21 protein-coding genes are annotated in these 21890 nt (G+C 74.4%); 11 read left to right on the top strand and 10 right to left on the bottom strand.

Annotation, left to right across the window (positions count from 1 at the left end; genetic code table 11):
- The first annotated feature begins 19 nt into the window (after positions 1–19).
- Both HA073_RS26910 and HA073_RS26905 read left to right on the top strand, forming a co-directional pair.
- Positions 20–511, top strand: coding sequence for a hypothetical protein (locus HA073_RS26910; protein WP_043330885.1), 492 nt, complete (start codon positions 20–22; stop codon positions 509–511).
- Positions 512–548: 37 nt separating this feature from the next.
- Positions 549–2786: an AAA family ATPase gene (locus HA073_RS26905; RefSeq protein ID WP_043327975.1), complete on the top strand. Its 2238-nt coding sequence runs from the start codon at positions 549–551 to the stop codon at positions 2784–2786.
- Positions 2787–2790: 4 nt separating this feature from the next.
- On the opposite strand, the gene HA073_RS26900 is transcribed toward HA073_RS26905, so the two are convergent.
- From HA073_RS26900 to HA073_RS26885, 4 genes are all read right to left on the bottom strand, one after another.
- Complete coding sequence (locus tag HA073_RS26900) at positions 2791–3741, bottom strand: SRPBCC family protein (RefSeq protein ID WP_166457574.1); 951 nt, start codon at positions 3739–3741, stop codon at positions 2791–2793.
- A gap of 2 nt (positions 3742–3743) precedes the next feature.
- Positions 3744–4151 carry a hypothetical protein gene (locus tag HA073_RS26895; RefSeq protein WP_043327974.1) on the bottom strand — a complete coding sequence of 136 codons (408 nt, stop codon included), beginning with the start codon at positions 4149–4151 and terminating at the stop codon, positions 3744–3746.
- A 126-nt stretch (positions 4152–4277) separates the two neighbouring features.
- On the bottom strand, positions 4278–4787 hold the full coding sequence (locus HA073_RS26890) for a GNAT family N-acetyltransferase (RefSeq protein WP_043327973.1): 510 nt from the start codon (positions 4785–4787) through the stop codon (positions 4278–4280).
- Positions 4788–4936: 149 nt separating this feature from the next.
- A complete protein-coding gene (locus HA073_RS26885; protein ID WP_104113964.1) occupies positions 4937–5839 on the bottom strand; it encodes a hypothetical protein in 903 nt (300 codons plus the stop codon).
- Between the two features lie 151 nt (positions 5840–5990).
- Here HA073_RS26885 and HA073_RS26880 point away from each other — a divergent pair, with 151 nt between their 5' ends.
- Positions 5991–6203 carry a hypothetical protein gene (locus HA073_RS26880; RefSeq protein ID WP_013288875.1) on the top strand — a complete coding sequence of 71 codons (213 nt, stop codon included), beginning with the start codon at positions 5991–5993 and terminating at the stop codon, positions 6201–6203.
- Between the two features lie 6 nt (positions 6204–6209).
- Here HA073_RS26880 and HA073_RS26875 read toward each other — a convergent pair whose 3' ends face one another.
- The 4 genes from HA073_RS26875 to HA073_RS26860 form a co-directional block, all read right to left on the bottom strand.
- On the bottom strand, positions 6210–6665 hold the full coding sequence (locus tag HA073_RS26875; RefSeq protein ID WP_166457573.1) for a DUF3263 domain-containing protein: 456 nt from the start codon (positions 6663–6665) through the stop codon (positions 6210–6212).
- 136 nt (positions 6666–6801) lie between these two features.
- The gene (locus HA073_RS26870; protein ID WP_113973546.1) at positions 6802–7815 is read right to left on the bottom strand and encodes an ABC transporter permease subunit; all 1014 of its coding nucleotides are present in this window, start codon (positions 7813–7815) and stop codon (positions 6802–6804) included.
- Entirely contained in the window at positions 7812–8810 is a 999-nt protein-coding gene (locus tag HA073_RS26865) for an ATP-binding cassette domain-containing protein (RefSeq protein WP_043327969.1), read from the bottom strand. The genes HA073_RS26870 and HA073_RS26865 overlap by 4 nt, the downstream gene beginning before the upstream one ends.
- A gap of 173 nt (positions 8811–8983) precedes the next feature.
- The gene (locus tag HA073_RS26860) at positions 8984–9769 is read right to left on the bottom strand and encodes a DeoR/GlpR family DNA-binding transcription regulator (RefSeq protein WP_043327968.1); all 786 of its coding nucleotides are present in this window, start codon (positions 9767–9769) and stop codon (positions 8984–8986) included.
- A 199-nt stretch (positions 9770–9968) separates the two neighbouring features.
- Here HA073_RS26860 and HA073_RS26855 point away from each other — a divergent pair, with 199 nt between their 5' ends.
- The 3 genes from HA073_RS26855 (at position 9969) to nagA (ending at position 13016) form a co-directional block, all read left to right on the top strand.
- Positions 9969–10898 carry an SIS domain-containing protein gene (locus HA073_RS26855; RefSeq protein WP_043327967.1) on the top strand — a complete coding sequence of 310 codons (930 nt, stop codon included), beginning with the start codon at positions 9969–9971 and terminating at the stop codon, positions 10896–10898.
- Between the two features lie 79 nt (positions 10899–10977).
- Positions 10978–11910: an ROK family protein gene (locus HA073_RS26850; RefSeq protein WP_043327966.1), complete on the top strand. Its 933-nt coding sequence runs from the start codon at positions 10978–10980 to the stop codon at positions 11908–11910.
- A complete protein-coding gene (gene nagA / locus HA073_RS26845) occupies positions 11907–13016 on the top strand; it encodes an N-acetylglucosamine-6-phosphate deacetylase (protein WP_043327965.1) in 1110 nt (369 codons plus the stop codon). The genes HA073_RS26850 and nagA overlap by 4 nt, the downstream gene beginning before the upstream one ends.
- 12 nt (positions 13017–13028) lie before the next feature.
- On the opposite strand, the gene HA073_RS26840 is transcribed toward nagA, so the two are convergent.
- A complete protein-coding gene (locus tag HA073_RS26840; RefSeq protein ID WP_030502801.1) occupies positions 13029–14237 on the bottom strand; it encodes a DUF4032 domain-containing protein in 1209 nt (402 codons plus the stop codon).
- A gap of 111 nt (positions 14238–14348) precedes the next feature.
- Here HA073_RS26840 and HA073_RS26835 point away from each other — a divergent pair, with 111 nt between their 5' ends.
- Positions 14349–15122: a phosphatase PAP2 family protein gene (locus HA073_RS26835; RefSeq protein WP_113973549.1), complete on the top strand. Its 774-nt coding sequence runs from the start codon at positions 14349–14351 to the stop codon at positions 15120–15122.
- 47 nt (positions 15123–15169) lie between these two features.
- On the top strand, positions 15170–16411 hold the full coding sequence (locus HA073_RS26830; RefSeq protein ID WP_166457572.1) for an APC family permease: 1242 nt from the start codon (positions 15170–15172) through the stop codon (positions 16409–16411).
- Between the two features lie 9 nt (positions 16412–16420).
- Here HA073_RS26830 and HA073_RS26825 read toward each other — a convergent pair whose 3' ends face one another.
- Positions 16421–18208, bottom strand: coding sequence for a TrkA family potassium uptake protein (locus HA073_RS26825; RefSeq protein WP_374226020.1), 1788 nt, complete (start codon positions 18206–18208; stop codon positions 16421–16423).
- Between the two features lie 87 nt (positions 18209–18295).
- Here HA073_RS26825 and HA073_RS26820 point away from each other — a divergent pair, with 87 nt between their 5' ends.
- The 3 genes from HA073_RS26820 to HA073_RS26810 all read left to right on the top strand — a co-directional run bounded on the left by HA073_RS26820 (position 18296) and on the right by HA073_RS26810 (position 21737).
- Positions 18296–18775 carry an MSMEG_6728 family protein gene (locus tag HA073_RS26820; protein WP_043327962.1) on the top strand — a complete coding sequence of 160 codons (480 nt, stop codon included), beginning with the start codon at positions 18296–18298 and terminating at the stop codon, positions 18773–18775.
- Positions 18776–19001: 226 nt separating this feature from the next.
- Positions 19002–20546 carry an FAD-dependent oxidoreductase gene (locus HA073_RS26815; protein ID WP_166457571.1) on the top strand — a complete coding sequence of 515 codons (1545 nt, stop codon included), beginning with the start codon at positions 19002–19004 and terminating at the stop codon, positions 20544–20546.
- Positions 20547–20600: 54 nt separating this feature from the next.
- A complete protein-coding gene (locus HA073_RS26810) occupies positions 20601–21737 on the top strand; it encodes a hypothetical protein (RefSeq protein ID WP_166457570.1) in 1137 nt (378 codons plus the stop codon).
- Positions 21738–21890 lie beyond the last annotated feature (153 nt).

Genomic DNA, 21890 nt, shown 5'->3' with positions numbered 1-21890 from the left:
TGGCGAAGGGGTGGACGCCATGAGAGGTGATCTGGACGAGACACTGGCCCGGATGGCGCGGCGCGAGGAGGCGATGCGCCGCCGGGCGCCCGGCGAACCGGCCGGCGGGACCGACCAGGACGTGGTCCCGGAGGAACTGCCGGCCGAGCCGGGCAACGGGCGGGCGGGCCACGGCGCGTACCGGCTGCGGGGCGGCGCGGCGCCGGCGCGGCGTGACCCGGTCGAGGAGGTCGCCGACGCGGTCCGGCGGGTCGTGGCCGACCACCCCGGGGTCGCCGTCACGCTGCGGGTGGAAGTGGGCGACCAGGCGTACCCGCTGCGGGTCTCCTGGTCGGGCCCCGCGGTCACGGTGGGCCCGGCCTCGGCGCCGACGCCCCCGCCGGCGTGGCCCATGTCGGTGAAGACGGTGCCCGCCCCCGGGCAGGACTCGGTCGAGTCGGACCCGGCGGCCCGGCTGGCGGAGATGATCCGGCGGGATCCCTCGCTGCTGGACGGCCCGGACCCGCGCTGAGGCGGCACCTCGTGGTCACGGCGGCTACTGTCGGCGGGTGGCGGAACCCGATCTGACCCTGACCGCGACGCTGCGGCCGGCCGCGCTCGACGCCCGCCGCGGCGTGGTACGCCTGCACCCCGAGGTGCTCACCGCGCTGGCGCTGCGCCCCGGCGATCCGGTGCGGCTGACCGGCCGCCGGACGACCGCCGGCATCGCGGCCGCCGCCGACCCGGGCACCAGCGGCGTCCTGCTGCACGCCGACGACCTGCTGCTCGGCAATCTGGGGCTGCGGGCCGGCGGCCAGGTGACGGTGAGCCCGCTGCCGGCCACCCCGGCGCGCCGGCTCACGCTGGCCGGCCCGGCCGCGGTGGTCGCCGCGGTCCCGCCGGAGATGCTGCGGCTCGCGCTGCTCGGCAAGGTCGTCACGCCCGGCGACGACGTCTCGCTGCTGCCGCAGGACGTGCTCCCGGACGCCGCCGTGCGCGGCCTGATCGAGGCCGCGCGGCGCAGTCTCGCCAGCTCCGTCGGGTACGCCTGGACCAGCACGCTGCTCAACGTCGTGTCCGTCGAGCCGGCGGCCGGCGCGCTCGTCACCATGGACACGGTGGTGGGCTGGGAGCACGGTCCGGCCACCCGGGGCTCCGGCCCGGTGTCCCCGGGCGCGCCCGTCTCCGCCCCCTCGGCCGCGCCGGCCGGGACGGAACGGGCCGAGGGCCTGCTCGGCCCGGAGGACGCCCCGGACGTCGACGAGCTGCCCGGCCTGCGCGCCCAGGCCGAGGAGCTGACCGAGCTGCTGGACCTGGGCTTCCACCACCGTGAGGTGCTGGGCCGGCTCGGCACCACCGTCTCGCTCGGCGTGCTGGTGGAGGGACCGGCGGGCTCGGGCAAGTCAGCGCTCGTGCGCGCCGTCGCGGCCCGGGTCGGCGCGGGTCTGCGCCCGCTCTGGGCGCCGGAGCTGGCCGCGCTCACGAACGACGCGGCGGCCCGCAGGCTCCGCGAGGCGGCGTCGGCGGTACGCGCCGGCGGACCGGCCGTGCTGCTGGTCACCGACGTGGAGGCGATCGCCCCGGCCGACGAGCCGGGTCCGCTGGCCACCGTGTTCCGCCAGGTGGTCGCCGAGGCGCTGCGGGCCGGCGTGGCGGTGGTCTGCACCAGCGGGCGACCGGAGGCGGTGGACCCGGGACTGCGCGGCCCGGATCTGCTGGCGCTGCGGATCACCGTGCCGCTGCCCGACGCGGCGCTGCGCCGGGAACAGCTGACAGTGCTCACCCGGCAGGTGCCGCTGGCCGGCGACGTACGGCTGGACGAGGTGGCCGGCCGTACCCCCGGGTTCGTCGCGGCGGACCTGGCGGCGCTCGTCCGCGAGGCCGGGGTACGCGCGGCGCTGCGGCAGAAGACGGCGGAGACGCCGACGGTGGCGATGACGGACTTCACCGAGGCGCTGGAGGTGGTCCGGCCGACGACGATGTCCGCGTCCACGCTGGAGCTGGCGTCGGTGACGCTCGACGACGTGGGCGGACTGCACGACGTCAAGCAGACGCTCACCGAGTCGGTGCTCTGGCCGCTCACCTACCCGGACACGTTCGCCCGGCTGGGCGTGACGCCGCCGCGCGGGGTGCTGCTCTACGGGCCGCCCGGCTGCGGCAAGACCTACCTGGTCACCGCGCTGGCCGGGTCCGGGCGGGCGAACGTGTTGTCGGTGAAGGGCGCCGAGCTGCTCTCCAAGTGGGTGGGTGAGAGCGAGCGGGCGGTGCGGGAGCTGTTCCGCCGGGCCCGCCAGGCCGCGCCCACGCTGGTGTTCCTGGACGAGGTGGACGCGCTGGCCCCGGTACGCGGGCAGGCCAGCGACGGCGGCACCACCGACCGGGTGGTGGCGGCGCTGCTCACCGAGCTGGACGGGGTGGAGGCGCTGCGCAACGTGGTGGTGGTCGGCGCGACGAACCGGCCGGAGCTGGTCGACCCGGCGCTGCTGCGTCCCGGCCGGCTGGAACGTCTGGTCTACGTGCCGCCGCCGGACGGGCCGGCCCGCGCGGAGATCCTCCGCGCCGCCGCCCGGGGCGTACCGCTCGCGCCGGACGTCGACCTCGACGCGCTCGGCGCCGAGCTGGACGGCTTCTCCGCCGCCGACTGCGCCGCGCTGGTACGGGAGGCGGCGCTCGCCGCCATGCGGGAGTCGCTCAACGCGAGCACCGTGACTGCCGCGCACGTCGGGGCGGCCCGGGACCGTGTCCGGCCGTCGCTGGACCCGGTGCAGCTCGCGCACCTGGAGTCGTACGCCGCCGGCCGGTCCTGACCGGTCAGCGCTCGTCGCGGCGGCGGGCACGCTCCGGCGCCGTGAGGACCGGCTCGTCGGCGTACTCGTCGTCGGCGAAGTCGTTGCCCTCGTCGTAGGCGGCGTACTCGTCGTCGGCCGGCCCGGTCTCTCCCCGCTCCTCCCGGAGCGCGGTCTCGTGGTCCTTGACGACCTGGGAGTCCTCGATCTCGCCGCGCCAGCCCTCGACCGCGTCCGGGTCGAGCACGGTCCGGGTCATCACGTGCCGGACGAAGTGCTTCAGCTCCAGCCGGACCCGGCGGCCCTGGGCCCGCCACAGGTTGCCGGTGTGCTCGAAGAAGCCCTGCGGGTGGTACTGCAGCACGACCAGGATCCGGGTCAGCTCCGGGGCGACCTCGTGGAAGCTGACGCTGCCGTCGACCGAGCCCTTCTCGCCGGTGGACCGCCAGTGGATGAGCCGGTCCGGGATCTGCCGCACGATCGTCGACTCCCAGGTCCGGTGCGACCAGAGCACCTGCGCCTTCCAGGTCATCTTCTCGTCGTCGCAGTCGGCCTGTTCGACCTTCTTCATGAAGCTCGGGAAGTCGCCGAACGTCGTCCACTGGTTGTAGGCGACCCGGACCGGTACGCCGACCTCGATGGTCTCGACGATGTTGGTGACCTTGAGCTTCCGGCCGCCGTCGCCGCCGCCCTTGCGGCCGAACGCCGCCATCAGCTTCTCCCTACCGCCGGCCACGCCGGCATGGAACATGGCCTTCACCGGGGAGCTGCCCTCGGCGAGCTTCCGCGCACCGGTGGCGGCGGCGACCAGGCCGGGGTCGCCGCCCTGCTGCGCGTACTCGCTGAGTCGTGCGGTCGCGGCGGTGACCCGGTCGCTGATCGCCTGGACGGCCCGTTCACCGAGCGCCGCGGCGAGGTTGCGCAGCTCGCCGCCGATCTCGTCGCGTACCCGGCCGGTCAGATCGGTCGTCGCCATCGTCACCGCCCCCGCTGCTGTCGGTCCGGCGCCTCGGGCTGCTCGTCCAGCTCCGGTTCCTCGTCCGGCGCGGAACGCTCGGCGTCCGGCCGGCCCGGGCCGCTCCGGCGGCGCAGCGCGTCGGCCCCGTCGCGCAGCCGGCCGCCGATCGCGTCGATGCCGCTGCCGGCGGCGGCGGTCGCCGCGGCCCGCCCGGCCGCCACCAGCGGCGGCGCCAGCCCGCCGAGGTTGCGCAGCTGCGGACTGGCGCCCATCAGATCCGCGCCGAGCCGCTTGATGCCGCCGGGACGCTGGCTGGCACGCCCGGCGGCGACCGCCGCGGCGAGCGTCAACGCGGTACGCATCTTCCTCCGGCGACCCAGCAGGTAGCCGAAGCCCACCGCCAGCGCCACCCGTGCTCCGCTTTTCATCCGCTCTCCTCCGCACTCCCCGGGGCGCGAACTACCCGTCACCCCGTTGGGAAAACATTTCCTCAGGGGAACGGAAAAGGCGGCCGAAACTTCACGTCAAGCGTCAGGGAGCTGCAAGAACGGGTTTCAGCGGATCGGCAGCGCCGAGTCGAGGCACATTCGGGCGTGCACTTCTCCGCCCTCCTCGCGCAATTCCGCACCGCATTTACGAAGAACGGAGAGAGCGCCCGCGTTGTCCGGCGTGGTGTCCGCGACCACTGTGTGCATCCCGGCCGCTGCGGCGGTGTGCAGCAGCTGCCGCAGCGCGGCGGCGCCGAGACCCCGGCCCCGGGCGGAGCGGCCCAGCCACATGCCCGTCTCCACAGTGCCGGGCTCGTCCCGGCGGGTCATCCGGATCATGCCGACGACCTCGCCGCCGGAGACGATCGCGTACATGGCGGTGCGGGTCGGGCCGTCGAGTCCGCCGAGGTTCGCCCGGTGGAACTCCCGGAACGCGTCCCGGCGGGCGAGCGACCAGCCCGCGGGCGCCTGCACCGGAGGCATCACGTCCTCCGGTTCCGCCTCCGCCGCCGCTACGGAGAGCAACGGTTCCAGGTTCCGCTCGTCCACCGGCTCCAGCCGTACCGCACCCGTCACGAGGCGCAGTCTGCCGCTACCTGTCCGGGCCGTCCACCCCTTTGGGCCCGGAATGCCGCTATGGCCGACCGCCTCGGCCGGTCGTACCCCCGGGGTGTTCCGCCTCACGCTGCGTTGTCATCCGACCGGGTGTTCCGGCGTGAGCGTGCTCACGCCGGAGGAGCGAACTCGCACAGCACCACCGAGGCGTCGTCGGTGCGCTTGCGCCGCCGCAGCCGCTCCGGGTGGTCCCGCTCGGCCGCGCGGACCCGGTCGATCAGCCCTTCCGGGCCCGCCACGGTCAGCACCTCCAGCAGCCCGGCCCAGTCGAACAGGCCGAACTGGTCGACCGCGCAGGAGGCGCCGTCGCTGAGCAGCGCGGCCCGGCGCAGCGCACCCGGACCGCGCAGCGGAAGCGTGCCGGTCAGCGCGTGGTACGCCGCGTCCGGGTCGCTCGCCGCCGCCCAGTAGCCGTGGGTGCGGTTCATCCGGGTCCGCTGCACCGTCGTCGCCCGCCGGAACCGGGTCGCCGGGTCGGTCTCGCCGTCGGGCAGCGCGGCGGCGCTGCGACGCAGGTCGGCCACCGCGTCCGCGAGCCGGTCGTCGGTGACCACCTCGATCCCGCGGTCGGTGTCGAGCACCAGCGGGCTGTCGCAGAGCACCAGGTAGTCGACCCGGTCGCCGCTTTCCCGCAGCAGGCAGACGGTGGACGAGGGGGTGCCGGGATGGTCCAGGTCGCACGTCCCGCCGTGGTCGGCCCGGACCGCGAGGATCGCCGCCGCGAGGCTGCTCATCAGCGTGGCGGCGGGCCGGGCCGCGATCGCCAGGCCGATCCGGGCGGCCAGGTGCCGGACGTACCAGGCGGGACCGTGCACGCATCCGGTGTCGAAGCCCTCCGGCACGGTGGCCCCGTCGAGGACGCCGACGAGCGGGCCGATCCGGAAGACCACGTCCTCGTTCTCCGGGCGGCCCGGTGCCGGGTCGGAGGCGGAACGCACCCGCATCACCGGCGCCTCCCCGGCCGGGCGGGCCGGCCTGCTGCCGATCGCGTACCGGCGGTCCGGTGCTCCCATCGTCGCCTCCGTTCGTCGTCGCCGGCCGCCTACCCGGCCCGCGCCAGGTCATCCGCCACCGGCCCGATCGTGGTAACCCTGCGTCATCACTCCCGCACTTTCGGTAGCGTCGAACGCGACCGGGTCGGTCCCGGTGACAGGGGGATTCGAGATGTTGGAGCGGTTGCACGAGGGCGGCATCCGGGCGGAGCACGCATACCTCGCCGGGTTCGTCAGCATCGGCCTCTCGGTCACCAGCTGGTTCCTCTCCAAGCACATGGAGCGCGCCGGAGTGGCGCGGGCGGACCGCTGGGGCATCTTCATCGGCGAGTGGGCGCCGACGTTCTTCGCCATCGGCAACGGGCTGCGCACGTACGAGAAGTGAGGCGGGTCAGCGCCGCCGGTTGCGGGCCCGCGACGAGCGCAGCCGGCGCAGCCGGCCGATCAGCACCGGATCGGCGGCGAGCGCGGCCGGGTGGTCGAGCAGCGCGTTGAGCAGCTGGTAGTAGCGGGTCGCGGAGAGCCCGAACGTGTCCCGGATGGCCTGTTCCTTGGCTCCGGCGTGCTTCCACCACTGCGCCTCGAAGGCGAGGATCCGCTGCTCCCGCTCGGTGAGGCTGGCCGGCGTCGTGCCCGCGGCGCCCGTATCCGCCGCTTCCGGACCGGGCTGCTCGACCGGCGCGGTGGACTCGACGGGCGGCGACCCGGGCCGGACGGACTCCGACGGTGCGGTGGACTCGACGGGCGGAGCGGTGCGCGGTGGCGGAACCGTCCCGCCCGCGTGGCGCGTACCCGCTGCCGGGCCGGACGGGTCGACGGCGGCCCGCTGCGAGGCGTCGGCGGACATGGCGCTCCTCTCCGACGGCGGGTGACCGGCACGCGGAGCGCGCCGGCCGGGGGAGCCCCAGCGTAACCAGGGCCGCCCCCGGCCGCATCGGACGCGGGGTCCGCGCCGCCGGGGGGAGCCGGCGGCGCGGACCAGGTCAGGCGATGTCCCGCCGCCGCATCGTCCAGAACGCGGCCACGACCGCGCCCACCAGGGCCACGCCGAACACCACAGCCGATTGCTGCCAGGTGACCACGTACGTGGCCGGCTCGCAGGCGCCCTGGGAGAACTGACAGGTGTCGTAGTCGAACAGTTCCGCCTGCTTCAGGAACCACGACTGGGCGTACGTGGAGAGCACGTACCGGTCGCCGAACTGCACCCCGAGCACGGCGACCGCGATCCGGATGCCGATCTCACTCACCGCGAAGATGCCCACCGCCGCGCCGAGCGCCATCGCCGTGTGCCGGCCCAGCGAGGCCAGCGCGAACCCGACCGCCGCCACGAGGAGCGTCATGCCCAGCGCGCGCAGCCCGTCCAGCCCGATCGACTGCCACACCCCGGCGGTCATCTTCGCGGTACTGCCCCGCTGGCCGGCGATCAGCCAGAACGCCGCCGTCCAGAGCGCGCCGAGCACCACGGTCAGGCCGAACACCGTGGTCAGCAGGGCGGCCAGCTTCGTGCCCAGCACGGTCAGCCGCTTCGGTCGCCACAACAGCAGGTTCATCATCCCGCCGGTGTTCCACTCGGCGCCCACGAAGGAGGCGCCGACGATGAAGCCGAACAGCGCCACGGAGGCGGCGAACACGGCGATGAACATGGGGAACTCGGCCCGGAAGTCGAACTGGTAGGGCAGGTTCCACTTCGGGTCGAACATGTCCGGCTGCGGCGCGTAGTCCTTGCCACAGTTCGGGCCGTACTCCTCCTCGGTCTGCTCACCGCGGGCCTGCGCGGCCTCGCACGCGGCGACCCTGCGCTTCCACCCCTCCGTCGCCTGCTGGTACTGGGCCCGGGAGTCGGCCTCCGCCGCCGCCACCACGTCCGGCGAGAGCTTCTGACTGGAGAAGCTGAACGCGGTGGCCACTGTGGCCAGGCCGACGAGCAGCAGGACGAGCATCAGCCGGGTCAGCCGGCGCTTGCCGAGCCGGCGCAGCTCGGTGACGAACAGGCTCATGCGCCCCAACCTCCTGCGGTGCCGGTCTGGTCGACCTTGGCGGACTGATCGACCTGACGGTGCTGGCCGGGGACCGGCGCGGTGGCGGTCAGTTCGAGGAAGACGCTCTCCAGGTCGACGGCGACCGGGGTGAGCTCGCTGACGTACAGGCCCTGCTCGGCGAGCAGGCGGCTGACGGTGGCCGGCTTGTCCACACCGGACAGCATCAGGTGGTCCGGCTCGGCGGTCACGCCGACCCCGGCACGGCTGAGCGCGTCGGCGGCCTGGGGCAGGTCGTCGACCGCCTCCAGGCGTACCCGCACGGCGCCCTGGGAGTGGGCCGCGAGCACCTGGTCGACCGGTCCGAACGCGACCCGGCGGCCGAGCGAGATGATGGTGACCGAGTCGCAGATGAGTTGGATCTCGCCCAGGATGTGGCTCGAGAGCACCACAGTCATCCCGGCCTCGGACAGCTCCCGCATCAGCCCGCGCATCTCCCGGATGCCGCCCGGGTCGAGGCCGTTCGCCGGCTCGTCGAGGATCAGCAGCTTGGGGTTCTTGAGCAGCGCGGACGCGACCGCGAGGCGCTGCTTCATGCCGAGCGAGTAGGTCTTGACCCGCTCACCCGCCCGGTCGCGCAGCCCGACCAGCTCCAGCACCTCGTCCACGCGCTGCTTGGGCAGCTCACCCGCCTGGGCGAGCAGGCCCAGCGTGTCCCGCGCGCTGAAGTGCGGGAAGAACTGCGGACTCTCCACGATGGCGCCTACCTGCCCGGCGACGGCCGGCAGCGCGTGCGGCAGCTCCTGACCGAGGATCGCCATCCGGCCGCCGTTCGGCTTGATCAGGCCGAGCAGCGTACGCAGCGTGGTGGTCTTGCCCGAACCGTTCGGGCCGAGGAAGCCGTGCACCTGGCCGGCTTCCACTCGCATGTCGAAGCCGTCGAGCGCGTGGCGGACCCCGCGCTTCCGGCTCCGGTACGTCTTGCGGAGACCTTCGATCTCCAGGACAGCCGACACAGCTGACCTCCCCCGATAAGTAGGCGTCAGCGACACCATACGCGGTATGCACCGGATGGCAATACCTGGTATGCAGTGTCGGCGCGTCGAGGCGCGTCGAGGCGCGTCGAGGCGCGTTAAAAAGGGGCCCCTCCTCTACCGCAGGCGTTAAGAAGGGTCCCTTCCTTGCGCCGTCAGGCGCAGACGACGTGGACGCCGGCCTCGCGGAACGCCGCCACCACGTCCGGGGACGCGCCGGAGTCGGTCACCAGCGTCTCGACCCGGTCCACCGGGCAGATCCGGGCGAACGCGTGCCCACCGAGCTTCGAGGAATCGGCTATCACGACGACCCGCTTGGCGCGGGCGACCATGAGACTGTTCATGGCCGCCTCCCCCTCGTGGTGCGCGGCGGCGCCGAGCTGCGGGTCGATCGCGTCCACGCCGAGCAGCGCGACGTCGAGCGTGACCTCACGCAGCAGCGCCCCGCCCAGCGGGCCGACCAGCTCGAACGACTTGGGCCGGACCACGCCGCCGGCCACCACCACCTTCATCCGCGAGCGCACCAGCAGCTCGTTGGCGATGTTCAGCGCGTTGGTGACCACGGTGAGCTGGGCGCCCTCCGCGCTGGTGTTGAGGTCGGGGCGTACGGCCAGCGCCCGCGCGACCTCGGTGCTCGTGGTGCCGCCGTTGAGGCCGACCACGGTGCCCGGGGAGACGAGGGCGGCGGCGGCCGTGCCGATCCGCTGCTTCTCGGCCGAGTGCTTCGCGGTCTTGTAGCGCAGCGGCAGGTCGTAGGAGACGCCGTTGGCGACCGCGCCACCCCGGGTGCGGGTGATCATCTGCTGCTGGGCGAGCTGGTCGAAGTCACGCCGGATGGTGGCCTGGGAGACGTCCAGCCGGTCGGCCGCCTCCTCGACGGTGACCCGGCCGCTGTCGGTCAGCATCTCCAGCAGCGCGTTCCAGCGCGCGTAGCGGTCCACCGCTGGGGCCTCCCTGACTATGCGTGAACGGTGATCGGTTGCGTGCACACTAGTGCGCGAAACTCAGTCCGCGCAAAAGCCTTCGCTGCGCGAACTTGGAGACAGTTGCCACAACCACGCCGCTTCGCGCAGAATGACGCGCGAAAGACGGCAGTATCGCGCCGTATTGCGCAAGGGTTTTTCCCGGCGAGGAGTTGTCATGGCGTACGTGCACGCGGAGATCGCGAGCCAGCCCGACTGCTGGCGGGAGGCGGCGCGACTCGCTCCGACCGTCGCCGAGCGCCTGCCGCGCCCCGGCGAGCGGGTCGCGGTGGTCGGTTGCGGCACGTCGTGGTTCATGGCCATGGCGTACGCCGGGCTGCGCGAGGCCGCCGGCCACGGCGAGACCGACGCCTTCCAGGCCAGCGAGTTCCCCACCGGCCGCCACTACGACCGGCTCATCGCGATCACCCGCTCCGGCACCACCACCGAGGTGCTCGACCTGCTCGCCGCGCTGCGCGGGCGGATCCCCACCACGGTCCTCGTCGGCGACCCGGACTCGGCCGCCGTCGCGTCCGCGGACGCCACTGTCGCGCTCCCCTTCGCCGACGAGCGGTCGGTGGTGCAGACCCGCTTCGCCACCACCGCGCTCGCGCTGCTGCGCGCCCACCTCGGCGAGGACCTCAGCCGGCTCGCCGCCGACGCGGAGGTGGCCGTCCGGGCCCCGCTGCCGATCGACCCGGCCGGCATCGAGCAGGTCACCTTCCTCGGCCGCGGCTGGACCGTCGGGCTGGCCCAGGAGGCCGCGCTGAAGTGCCGCGAGGCGGCCACGTTCTGGGCCGAGGCGTACCCGGCGATGGACTACCGGCACGGCCCGATCTCGGTCGCCGCCCCCGGCCGGCTGGTGTGGGCGCTCGGCGAGATCCCGGACGGCCTGCCGGAGGACGTGGCCGCCACCGGCGCCGCGTTCGTGCACAGCCGCACTCACGGCTGGCGCACGGTGCTGACGAGCTGGGCGGCCGGGCGCAACCCGGTCGACCCGATGGCCGACCTGATCCTGGCCCAGCGTTTCGCGGTCGCGCTCGCGACCACCCGTGGCCTCGACCCGGACGCGCCGCGCCACCTGACCCGGTCCGTGGTCCTGGCATGAGCGAACGCACCGAGCGCAGCGAGGGCCGTGAGCGCATGCCCAGTCAGCACGGCGTGAGCGAGCGAAGCGAGCCCACGGCGTGAGTGGAGGCGACGAGGTCGTCGTCGCGCTGGACGTGGGCGGCACCGGGATGAAGTGCGCCCTGGTCCGGCCGGACGGCACGACAGTGCACACCGAACGGCACGACACCGGCGCGCAGCGCGGCCCGGAGGCGGTGGTCGGCACGATCCTCGACGTGGCCGAAGGGCTGGCCGGCAAGGCCCGCGCCGACGGCCATACGCCGGTGGCCTGCGGCATCGCCGTACCCGGAGTGATCGACGAGGCGCGCGGCGTGGCGGTCTGGTCGGCGAACGTGGGCTTCCGGGACGTACCCCTGCGGGAGCTGGCGGGCACGCGGCTGGGACTGCCCGCGGCGCTCGGCCACGACGTGCGTGCCGGCGGCCTGGCCGAGGCGCGCCTCGGGGCCGGGCGGGACGCCGGCCACGTCCTGTTCGTCGCCATCGGCACCGGCATCGCCGCCGCCCACGTGGTCGACGGGTCGGCCGCCACCGGCGCGCACGGCGCCGCCGGGGAGATCGGCCACATCCTGGTACGGCCCGGCGGACCGCGCTGCGGCTGCGGGCGGACCGGCTGCCTGGAGGCGGTGTCGTCGGCCTCGGCGATCGGACGCCGGTACGCGGAGCTGTCCGGCGCGCCCACCACCGCCGCCCAGGTTGCCGAGCGCGCGGCGGCCGGTGAACCGCTCGCCGTGGAGGTGTGGCAGGACGCGGTCGAGGCGCTCGCCGACGGACTGGCCACCGGGCAGGCGCTCTACGATGTGTCGACAGTGGTGCTCGGCGGCGGGCTGGCCCAGGCCGGTGCCCGGCTGTTCGACCCGCTGCGGGCGGCGCTGCGCGAGCGGCTGACGTTCCATCGCGAACCGCGCCTGGTCGCGGCCGACCTCGGCGACGAGGCCGGCTGCCTCGGCGCCGCCCTGCTGGCCCTGGACACCCTGGTGAAGGAGAGTCGATGACCCGGCGCGTGACCGGCAAGGTGGTGACCCCGACCGGCGTCATCCGGCAGGGCTGCGTGGAGATCGCGGACGGGCGGATCACCGCCGTCGCCGAGTATCCGTCGGTGCGCGACGGGCACTGGATCGTGCCGGGCTTCGTGGACATGCACACCCACGGCGGCGGCGGGCACACGTTCACCACCGGCGACCCGGAGGCGGCGCGGCAGGCCGCCGCGTTCCATCTCGGGCACGGCACCACCACGCTGCTGGCCAGCCTGGTCAGTTCCCCGTTCGAGCTGATGCGCGACGCCACCGCCGCCTACCGCCCGCTGGTCGAGTCCGGCGTGCTCGCCGGCGTCCACTTCGAGGGCCCGTACCTGTCTGCCGACCGCTGCGGCGCGCAGAACCCGGAGTTCCTGCGGGACCCGTCCACGGCCGAGCTGACCGAGCTGATCGAGCTGGGCGGCGGCGCGGTACGCATGGTCACGCTCGCGCCGGAACGCGACGGCGCCACCAAGGCGATCGAGCTGCTGGTGTCGCAGGGCGTGGTGGCGGCGGTCGGGCACACCGACGCGACCTGGGAGCAGACCCGCGCGGCGGTGGCCGCGGGCGCGACGGTCGGCACCCACCTGTTCAACGGGATGCGCCCGGTGCACCACCGTGAGCCCGGCCCGGTGGTGGCGCTGCTGGAGGCCCCGAACGTGGTGTGCGAGCTGGTCGCCGACGGGGTGCACCTGCACGACGGGATGCTCGGTTTCGCCACCTCGGTGGCCGGCCCGGAGCGGGCCGCGCTGATCACCGACGCGATGGCCGCCGCCGGCATGCCCGACGGCGAGTACGAGCTGGGCGGCCAGGCGGTCACCGTGGCCGGCGGGGAGGCCCGGCTCGCCCACAACGGCGCGATCGCCGGCAGCACGCTCACCATGGACGCCGCGCTGCGGCACGCGGTCGGCGCGGGCGTGGCCCTGCCGGACGCCTGCCGCATGGTCGCCACCACCCCGGCCCGCGCGATCGGCCTGGGCGACCGGGTCGGCGCGCTGGTCGCCGGGCTGCGCGCCGACCTGGTGGTGCTTGACGACGACCTGAACGTGGTGCGGGTGATGCGCGGCGGTAACTGGGTGGAGTGACCCGCCCGGCGGTCAGGCGGTGGGCACCTCGACGCCGAGTACCGCCTGCTCGTCCGGCCGGTGCACCAGCACGTCCGCCAGGTACGACTGCACCGCCCGGCGCATCCCCACGTCCCGCCCGGCCTGCTCGGAGAGCAGCCACTTGTGCTCGATGATCTGGGCGAACAGCTCCTGCGGCTCCAGCTTGCGGCGCAGGTGCGCGGGCACCGCCCGGACCACCGGCTCGAAGACCTCGGTCAGCCAGCGGTGCGCCGCCTGCTGCTCGTCGGTCAGGTCGCTCTCCACCCGGTAGGCGTCCAGGTCGTTGAGGAGCCGGCGGGCCTGGTTCTCCTCCGCGTCCAGGCCGGTGAGGCGCAGCAGCCGCCGGGTGTGGTAGCCGACGTCGACCACCTTCGGCCGCACCAGGTAACGCCCGTTGTCGACAGTGGACATCGCCACCTCGGCCACGTCGAAGCCCAGCTCGTTGAGGCGGCGGATGCGGCGCTCGATGTCGTGCCGGGCAGCGCGCTCGACCTGCTGCTCGTAGGTGATCTCGTGCCAGAGCTGCTCGTAGCGCCGTACGACCTCCTCGCAGACCACCTCCGGGTCGATCGACTCGTGCAGCAGGCCGGCGGCCTGCAGGTCGAGCGCCTCGCCGAAGATGTTGACCCGGGCGATCTCCAGGTCCTCGCCGCGCTGCCCGTTGGACAGCGACGGGTGCAGCGCGCCGGTCTCCGCGTCCACCAGGTAGGCGGCGAACGCGCCCGCGTCCCGCCGGAACAGCGTGTTGGACAGCGAGCAGTCGCCCCAGAAGAAACCGGTCAGGTGCATCCGGACCAGCAGCACCGCGAGCGCGTCGAGCAGACGGTTCATGGTCTCCGGCCGCAGCGTGCGGGAGAACAGCGCCCGGTAGGGCAGGGAGAACTGGAGGTGGCGGGTGATCAGCACCGGGTCCAGCGGCTCGCCGTCGTCGCTCTGCCGGTCGGCCACGATGGCGACGGCCTCCACCGACGGGAAGTCGATCCGCTCCAGCGCCCGCAGCAGGTCGTACTCGCGCTCGGCGACCCGCTCGCCGGTCTCCTTCACCGCGTAGACGTACCCGCCGAGCCGGACGAACCGCACGATGTGCCGGGAGATGCCCTGCGGCAGCGCCACCAGGTGCTCGGCAGGCCACTGCTCCAGCGGGGTCGACCAGGGGAGGTCGAGCAGCGCCGGGTCGACGAGAGCCGAGGTGATCCGCACGGCAACCAGTGTGACCGCTCACCCCCGGACCGCGCTTCCCTTCGTGGCTCGGCACACAGCCGCCGATGCCCGCGCCGCCCCGGCGCCGTCGGCGGCCGGTAGCGTGGTCGCGTGCGTCAGACCTCAGGGGTACGCGGTCACCTGCGGCTGCGGCCGGTCCGGCCGGCCGGGTGGTGGTTCGACGGGCTGCTGCTCGCGGCAGTGGTGGCGATCACCGTGGCGCTCGCCTCCGGGCACCTGTTCGGGCTCGACCGGGCCGTCGCCGACTGGTCCGACGAGCACCGCCCGACCGCCGCCCGCTGGGTGGCGATGACGCTCAACCTGCTCGGCCAGGGCACCCCGCTGACGCTGCTCGCGGCCGGGCTGGGCGTGCTGCTGGCGCTGCGGCTGCGCTCGGTGCGGCCGATCCTGCCGCCGGTGGTCGCGTTCGTGCTGACGTTCTTCACGATCGGGCCGCTGAAGGTGTGGACGGCCCGGCCGGCGCCGAGCGCCTCGGTCAAGGAGCCGTTCCTGTCGCCCGAGCAGACGCTGCCGCTGTTCCAGCACGACCTGCCGGTCCGCTTCGCCCAGTCGTACCCGTCCGGGCACGTCGCCAACGCGATCGTCTGGTACGGCGTGCTGGCCCTGCTACTGGCCCCGCTCGTGCGCACGGTCGGCCGGACCGTGCCGCCCCGGCTGGTCACCGTGGTCCGGGTGGTGCCCCCGGCGGTGGTCTTCTGCACCACCGTCTACCTGGGCTGGCACTGGCTCACCGACTCGATCGCCGGTCTGCTGCTCGGCCTGCTGCTGGACCGGCTGCTGCGCCGGGTGCCCTGGGACGACCTGCCGCTGCCGCGCCGGCTCGGCGACTGGCGGCGGCCGGTCGACTGGTCCGCGCCGGGCTGACCGGGCGACCGCACCCGCTGTTCACCGCACGCTCCTAGGCTGCCGGTGTGGAACAACTGGCGCGGCGACTCGGCGTACCCGACGCGGTCGTCATCGGTCTCGGCTCGATGCTCGGCGCGGGCGTCTTCGTGGTCTTCGCCCCCGCCGCGGCGGCAGCCGGCGGCGTCGGTCTGCTGGTCGCGCTGGCGGTCGCCGGCTTCATCGCCTACTGCAACGCCACCAGCTCGGCCCGGCTCGCCGCCCGCTACCCCGAGTCCGGCGGCACCTACGTCTACGGCCGGGAACGGCTGCACCCGTTCGCCGGCTTCCTGGCCGGCTGGGGATTCGTGGTCGGCAAGACCGCGAGCTGCGCGGCCATGGCGCTGACCGTCGGGGCGTACCTGTGGCCGGGGCGGGCGCGGCTCGTCGCCGTCCTCGCGGTGGTGGCGGTGACGGTGGTGAACCTGCGCGGCATCGGCAAGACCGCCGCCGCCACCCGGGTGCTGGTCGCGCTGGTGCTCACAGTGCTCGCCGTGGTGGCGGTGACCGGCGCCCCGCAGGTGGCGGCCGACCGGCTCACCGCCCCCGCCGACCTCGGGGCACGCGGTGTGCTCACCGCCGCCGGGCTGCTGTTCTTCGCGTTCGCCGGGTACGCGCGGATCGCCACGCTGGGCGAGGAGGTACGCGACCCGGAGCGCACCATCCCCCGCGTGGTGCCGCTGGCGCTCGGCGCGGTGCTGGCGATCTACCTGACGCTGGCGGTGGTCGCGCTCGGCGTGCTGGGCGCCGACCGGCTGGCGTCCACGGACGCGCCGCTGGTCGAGGTGGTGACCGCCACCGGGCACCCGGGGCTGGCCTGGCTGGTCCGGGCCGGCGCGGCCGTCGCGGTGACCGGGGTGCTGCTGTCGCTGCTCGCGGGCGTCGGTCGCACCTCGCTGGCGATGGCCCGCCGCCGGGACCTGCCGCGCGTGCTCGCGGCGGTGCACCCGCGCCACCGGGTGCCGCACCGCGCCGAGCTGGCCGTGGCCGCCGTGGTGATCGCCGTCGTCGCGGTCGGCGACGTCCGGGGCGCGATCGGCTTCTCCAGCTGCACCGTGCTGGTCTACTACGCGATCACCAACGCGGCGGCGCTGACGCTCGGCCCGGACCCGGCCCGCCGCGTACCAGCCCGGGTGCTCGCCGCGCTGGGGCTGGTCGGCTGCCTGGTGCTGGCGGTCAACCTGCCGCTGCCGAGCGTGCTCGCCGGGTTCGGCGTGCTCGCGCTCGGCGCGCTCGGGTACGCCGTCCGCCGCCGTCGTCGACCTGCCTGACGCGGCCGGTCACTCCTCCGGGCGGCGCGCGGCGGGTGGGCCGGCAGGCGGCGCCGGCGGCGGCACGGGCGTGGTCTCCCGCAGCAGCGCGGTCAGCCCGGCCCGCCGGGCCACCACAGTCAACCGGTCACCGGCCTGGATCACCATCCGCGGATCGGCCGTCCAGTCGGCTTTCTGGTTCGGCCGGGTGTACGCGAGCAGGCGTACCTCGCCGGGCCGGGCCACCGCGCTCAGCGGACGCCCGTCCAGCGGTGAGCCCGCCACCACCGGCACCTCGGTGACCAGCAGCGCGTGCCGGTCGACCGGGATGGTGGCGACGACCGCGCGGTCCAGCAGCGCCGCCGCGAACGACGGCGCGGCCAGATAGGACACACTGCGCGAGATGCCGATGCCGAACGCCTGCTGGATCCGCTCGGCGAAGTCGCCGTCGAACAGCCGCAGCACCACCCGCAGGTCCGGGTCGAGCGACCGGGCGATCAGCGCGGCACGCAGGTTCGTCCCGTCGTCGGTGGAGACCACCACCAGCGCCTGGCAGGTGTCGACGGACGCGGACCGCAGCGTCTCCTCCCGGCCCGCGTCGCCGACGATCAGCGGCACCCCCAGCCGGTGCGCCAGCGCGGCGCCACGCGCGTCCGCGTTCTTGTCGATCGCCACCACCTCGACGCCGAAGTCGTGCAGCTGGGCCATCACCCGGGTGCCGATGTTGCCCAGCCCGACCAGCACCACGTGCCCGGAGCGGTCCGGCTGGACCCGCCCGGCGTGCAGCGCCAGCCGGGCGTTTACGACGCCGTCGACCACCGCTGCGGTGATCAGCGGGATCAGCGCCAGCCCGGCCAGGTTGAGCACCACCTGCATGACCTGGGCGGCGACCGGCTTGTTGACGTCCGGATCCTGGCCGGTGAGCGTGGTGACCAGCGTCAGGTAGACCGCTTCGCTCCAGCTGACGTCGGCGGCCCGCGCGTTGAGCCAGCCCAGCACCGCGATCACCCCGAGCAGCACCAGCACCGCGATGCCGATCTTGCGGGTGGCGAAGTGGCGGACCGCGCGCAGCAGCACCGCCGCCGGCTGCCGTCGCCGCCGCGCCCGCACCAGCCGCCGCGCGGCCACCTCCGTGCCCGCCGGCCGGCCGGTCGCCTCGGCCAGCACCACGTCGGCCGCGGCCTCGTCGGCGGGAAGCACCCGGACCAGGTCCGGGTCCGTGGTGACGGCCAGGCCGCAGACCACGTCCTGCGGGCGTACGTCGTCGCGCCGCGCCACGTACAGCGTGCGCCCGGCGTGCCGGAAGTGGGTCGGCGCCACCTCGCCCAGCGCGGCGGCGACGAAGGCGGGCGCGGCCATCGAGGCGTCGGAGAGCACCGCCGAGTCGGGGAAGAGCTGGCGCAGCCCGTCCGCCAGGTTGGTGTTGAACATGCGCACCACCAGGCGCAGCCGGGACTCGACCTCCTGGGCGCAGAGCGCGGCGTGCATGTTGCCCACGTCGTCCTGGTTCAGCAGCGCCAGCCCGGCCGCGCCGGCCAGCCCGGCCCGGCGGAACGCCGCCTCGTCGAGGCGTTCGGCGGTGACGACCCGTACCCCCGGCACGTCCCGCCCGTCCGGGCCCTCGGACCGACGGCGGGCCGGCACCACGAGCGTGACCCGCACCCGCCCGTCGGCACTGTCGGTGGCGAGCAGCGACCGGACCACCCAGTAGGCGAGCGGATCGGAGCCGCACACCACGAAGTGGGGGCGTTCGTCCCCGTTCATCCGGAGCCGCCAGCCGGTCGCGCGGCGTGCGCGGTCACGCAGGGGCTCGGCCATGTCCGGATGGTAGTCAGCCGCTCTCGGTACGCGCAGCCCCCTCGATCATGAACGCATGGCGTGGCCGGGTACGGGTAGAGCACCGGCATGCAGACGTTCCTGCCGTATCCGGACTTCCTGGCCAGCGCCCGGACGCTGGACCAGAAGCGGCTGGGCAAGCAGCGCGTGGAGACGATCCAGGTGCTGCGCGGCCTGACCCGGCCGGACTACGGCTGGCGCAACCATCCCGCCGTGAAGATGTGGGCCGGGTACGAGGAGGCGCTGACCCGGTACGGGCTGGACATGTGCGCGGTGTGGTGCGAGCCCGGCCGGGCCGACACCTGCGCCGGCACGCTCGCCACCGACCTCGCCACCGCCTGCGGCATCGCCGTGATCCGCACCCAGGACGAGCTGGCCGCCGCCGGTGAGCTGCCGCCCTGGCTGGGCCGCGACGACCTGCACCGCAGCCACCGGTCGTCGCTGCTGCGCAAGGACCCCGTCCACTATGCGCGGCTGTTCACCGACGTCTCCCCCGACCTGGAGTACGTCTGGCCCCCCTCCGACCGCCCCCGCCACTGCCTGGAGTGAAAGGAAGGGCCCCTTTTTAACGCCTCCGGTAGAGGAAGGGCCCCTTGTTAACACCTCCCCCGCGCCCCTGCGCGGCGCACTCGACGCGCGGGCGGCCGGCGCGCGGCGCGGACGTAACCGGGCCGCCCGGCGTTAAGAAGGGCCCCCGCACATCCGTATGCGTTAAAAAGGGCCCCTTCCTTTCACCTCGGGCAGACTGGGGGGACCACCGACTGAAGGATGCCCCGTGAGTCTGTCGCAAGTGGTAGGTCGCCTGATCGGCGTACGCGAGCACGTGGTGGACCCGGGCGGCGGTGGCGCTCCCCGCGTGCCGCGACCGGTCGCGGCGCTGGTGGTCGGCGGCGGCATCGCCGGCATGTCGGCGGCGGTGGTGCTGGCCGAGCGCGGGGTTGCGGTGACCGTGCTGGAGGCCGCGCCGCACCTCGGCGGCCGGCTCGGCGCCTGGCCGGAGGAGCTGCCCGACGGCGTCCAGCGCAACGAGCACGGCTTCCACGCGTTCTTCCGGCAGTACTGGAACTGGCGGTCGATCCTGCGCCGCGTCGACCCGGCGCTGGGCTTCCTCAAGCCGATCCCGGGGTACCCGATCCTGTCCGAGCAGTGGCCCACGGAGGAGTTCGGCAAGCTGCCGCCCGCGCCGCCGGCGAACCTGCTGGCGCTGCTGCTGCGCAGTCCGAGCCTGCGCCTGGCGGACCTGCGCACGATGGATCGGGACGCCGCGCTGCCGCTGCTGACCTACGACCCGGTGCGCACCTACGAGGAGTTCGACGAGCGCACCGCCGACGAGCTGCTCACCTCGCTGCGCCTGCCGGACCGGGCGCGGGCCATGCTCTTCGAGGTCTTCTCGCACTCGTTCTTCAACCACGAGGCGGAGATGTCGGCCGCCGAGATGATCGCGCAGTTCCACTTCTACCTGCTCGGCAACCCGGAGGGGCTGGCGTTCGACTGCCCGGACCGGGACTACGCGACGGCGATCTGGGAGCCGCTGACCCGGCACGTGGAGAAGCACGGCGGCCGGGTGCTGACCGGCGCTCCGGCGGCCCGGCTGGACCGTACCCCGGCGGGCTGGCGCGTCACCGGCGCGGACGGCGACGTCTGGGAGGCGCCGCACGTGGTGCTCGCGGTGGACCCGCCGGCGCTCGCCGCGCTGGTCGGCGCCTCGCCCGGCCTGGTCGCGGCGGCGCCCGAGCTGGTGGCGCGGATGCCCGCGTTCGGCACACCCGGGCCGCCGTACGCGGTGGCGCGGTACTGGATGGACGGGGACGTCCGCCCGGACCGGGCGGTGTTCAGTGGCGTCTCCCGGCAGCCCACGCTGGACTCGGTGACGCTCTACCACCGGCTGGAGGACGAGCCCCGCCGCTGGGCGGAGCGGACCGGCGGCTCGGTGGTGGAGCTGCACGCGTACGCCTGCGAGCCGGACGTGCCGGCCGACGAGCTGGCCGCCCGGATGCTGCGGGAGCTGACCGCGCTCTGGCCGGAGATGGCCGATCTGCGGGTACGCGAGTTGCGCGCCCGGGTCGAGGCGCAGGCACCGGCGTTCACGCCGGGTAGCCACGCCGGGCGTCCGGGGGTGGAGACCGACGCGGCGGGCCTCTACCTGGCCGGGGACGGCATCCGCACGGAGTTCCCGAGCGCGCTGATGGAACGGTCGGCGGCCACCGGGATCATCGCGGCGAACCACATCCTGCGTGCCGAGGGGGCGGCGGCCGAGGCGGTCCGCTCGATCCGTCCGCGCGGCCTGCTGACCGGCAGGGTGGGCCCGAAACGGTCATAGGCGGGCAAAAATGCCTCTACGCTCGACTGATCCGGTGACACGGGAGGTCGGGCGGTGAGCACCGCGACGCGCGAGCGGCGCGACGAGGAGCACGGGACACCACGGGACGAACGGACCGCGGTGGTCACCGCGCTGCGACTCGGCTGGTCGATGGCGGACGCCTACCACCACGCGCGGACCGCCGACCTGACCGACGGCGGGAACCGGCCGGTGGCCGCGCCGCCGAAGCTGTCGAACCTGACCGAGTTGGCCGGGTGGCACCGGCTCGGCATGTACCTGGACGGCGTGGACGTGGCGCTGGCCCAGATCGCGCCGCTGACCCCGGCCGGCCGTACGGTGCCGTCCACCGCCACCGCCCGCCGCGCCACCGGCGCCGACCGGGAGCCGCTGCTGCGCGCGCTCGACGACCTCAACATCGACGTGCTGCGCTGGACGATGGCGACGAACCACCGGGTGGGTGTGGCGTACCGGCTCGGGCGCTCGCTCGCCGACACCGTGCGACGTGGCGACGCCGACCAACTGGCCGCGCGCTTCGGTGGCCGGCACCTCCAGATCAGCAGGTGGCTGGACGAGCTGGCGAGCGTACTGCCGCCGTATTCGGCCGCCGTGGTGCGCCGCTCGCTGGCCGCCTGGGCCACGGCTGTCGGCCGGGCCACCGTCGGCGACCCGGGCGAGGCCGGACTCGCCGACCTGGCCCGGGAGCTGCGCAACCAGGGCGACCTGTGGCAGGACGTGCTCACCGGTGGGCTGCATCCGCGCGACCTGCTGGACGAGGAGAACTGGGCGGTGATCGCCCGCAACGTCGTCATCCGGGACCGGAAGCTGGTGGCGCAGGCGGCCCGGGGCATCTTCTGGCCGGTGCTGGCACCACTGCTTGTGGTGCTGCTGGCGGTGGTGGGTGTCAGCGCCGCCGCGGCGGCCGGCTCCCCCACCACCCGGGCGACGGTGGCGCTCGTCGGCCTCGGCGCCGGGCTCACCGCGATCTGGCGGTCGATCTCCACGCCGACGCTGTCGGTGGCCGCCGAGGTGAACCGTCCGTTGCTGGACAGCGAGCTGGTGGTGCAGATGACCGCCCGGATCGACCGGCCGCTCGCCGCCGCGCGAAGCGCCGGCCGGGCCGGACGGCAGCGGCGACCCACCGAGGACGGATCGAAATACGTTGGCCACGATTCCCGAATCGATCTACCGTGAGCGAGCAAGGTCAACCACCGTTCCAGGAGCCGTCGATGTCGCTGCGATACGCCACCACGATGACGTCGTGGCTGCTCGGCGACGGCTGCCGGGAACACGGTCCCTGGCCCGGAGGGCACGACTGACGCGCGTCGCGCGTCCCCGTCGTCGCCG

It is taken from the genome of Micromonospora sp. CMU55-4, from assembly GCF_011602315.1.
GTDB lineage: Bacteria > Actinomycetota > Actinomycetes > Mycobacteriales > Micromonosporaceae > Micromonospora > Micromonospora chalcea.
This window is presented reverse-complemented; position numbering and strand designations above follow the sequence as displayed.